Annotated in this window: 2 protein-coding genes; one reads left to right on the forward strand and one right to left on the reverse strand. The window is 54.7% G+C overall.

The genetic code is table 11. From position 1 onward, the window contains the following. Positions 1 to 137 precede the first annotated feature (137 nt). The gene (locus tag X744_RS139785) at positions 138 to 482 is read left to right on the forward strand and encodes a hypothetical protein (protein ID WP_023763228.1); all 345 of its coding nucleotides are present in this window, start codon (positions 138 to 140) and stop codon (positions 480 to 482) included. Positions 483 to 587: 105 nt separating this feature from the next. Here X744_RS139785 and X744_RS1000000176165 read toward each other — a convergent pair. Next, positions 588 to 1,068: acyl carrier protein (locus X744_RS1000000176165; RefSeq protein ID WP_280948984.1), on the reverse strand; the 481-nt coding region annotated here is incomplete at its 5' end.

Raw genomic sequence — 1,068 nt, forward strand, 5'->3', positions numbered from 1 at the left:
CACCATGGTGCTGATTCCCCTCAGAAAACAGCACCACGCCGCCATGCAAAATCATCAAATGTGAGTCAGACCCAAAATTGGACGCCGATCGGGGGTCAGTTTTGGAAGCCGTTTGACACACTGACACCGAAAGTGCAGTGACCGTCAACAGTATGACGATTGGGGGTGTGGCTGCCACCCTTCTCGCTCAGGTGGAAAGCATCTTCAATTCTGGTGTGGTCTATCTGTCAGTGTGGTCAGCCCTCGTGCCAACCGGTACGACGGCAACGATCGTGACGACGTATAGTGAGAGCGTGTTCCGTGACTACATGTCGGTCTATACGACCACCAATTGGGATGGTGTGGTGGGCACTGTTGCCTCTGACAACAATTCAACGGGTGGCCTGACAACGACCGTCAGCATTGGTGCCCTGGGCGCAGCGATCGCAATTGCGGGCAACGCCACCAAGGGGGCATCGGCACTGCGACATAGACCGGGCTGACCCAACAGTTCTCAAACACACCAGTCACGAATAGAAACCACAGCGGAGCAATGGCCATAGCTACCGCCGCCCAAGCTGCCCTCACCGTAACCTGTGCCTACAGCACTACTCCAGCACTTGCCGCACTGCTGGTGGTTCCGCGGTGCGCAACTCCTGACTGGCGACGGCGTCGGCGACATGCCTTACGGACTCGTATTGCCAGAGCTTGTAATCGTCGACAAACCAGCCAAGTCGGCTCTCGATCGCCGTAGCAAGCTCGTTATAGTCGAGGCTGTCGAGGCCGAGATCCCGCATTCTGGTTGTCATCGACACCTCTACTTTTTCGGCAACTAGAGCGTTGAGGGTTTTGAGAACCAGTTGTTCAATTTCAAGTAATGTCATCACTAATACATGCCTTTTGCTTGCAGATTCAGGTAATACAACCCTGATCGGGGCGCAACCCCCAAAACGAGGTGTGCCGTTGAAACATGTTCTTGTCATTGACGATGATGCCGCAATGCGGCGCCTCATCGCCGATGCATGCCCTGAAGGTAACCGCAGTCCACGATAGCAAGCAGTTTGACTATGTTCTTTCACGTGAGCCAGT

The sequence above is a fragment of the Mesorhizobium sp. LNHC252B00 genome (genome assembly GCF_000502955.1).
In the GTDB taxonomy this organism is placed as follows: domain Bacteria; phylum Pseudomonadota; class Alphaproteobacteria; order Rhizobiales; family Rhizobiaceae; genus Mesorhizobium.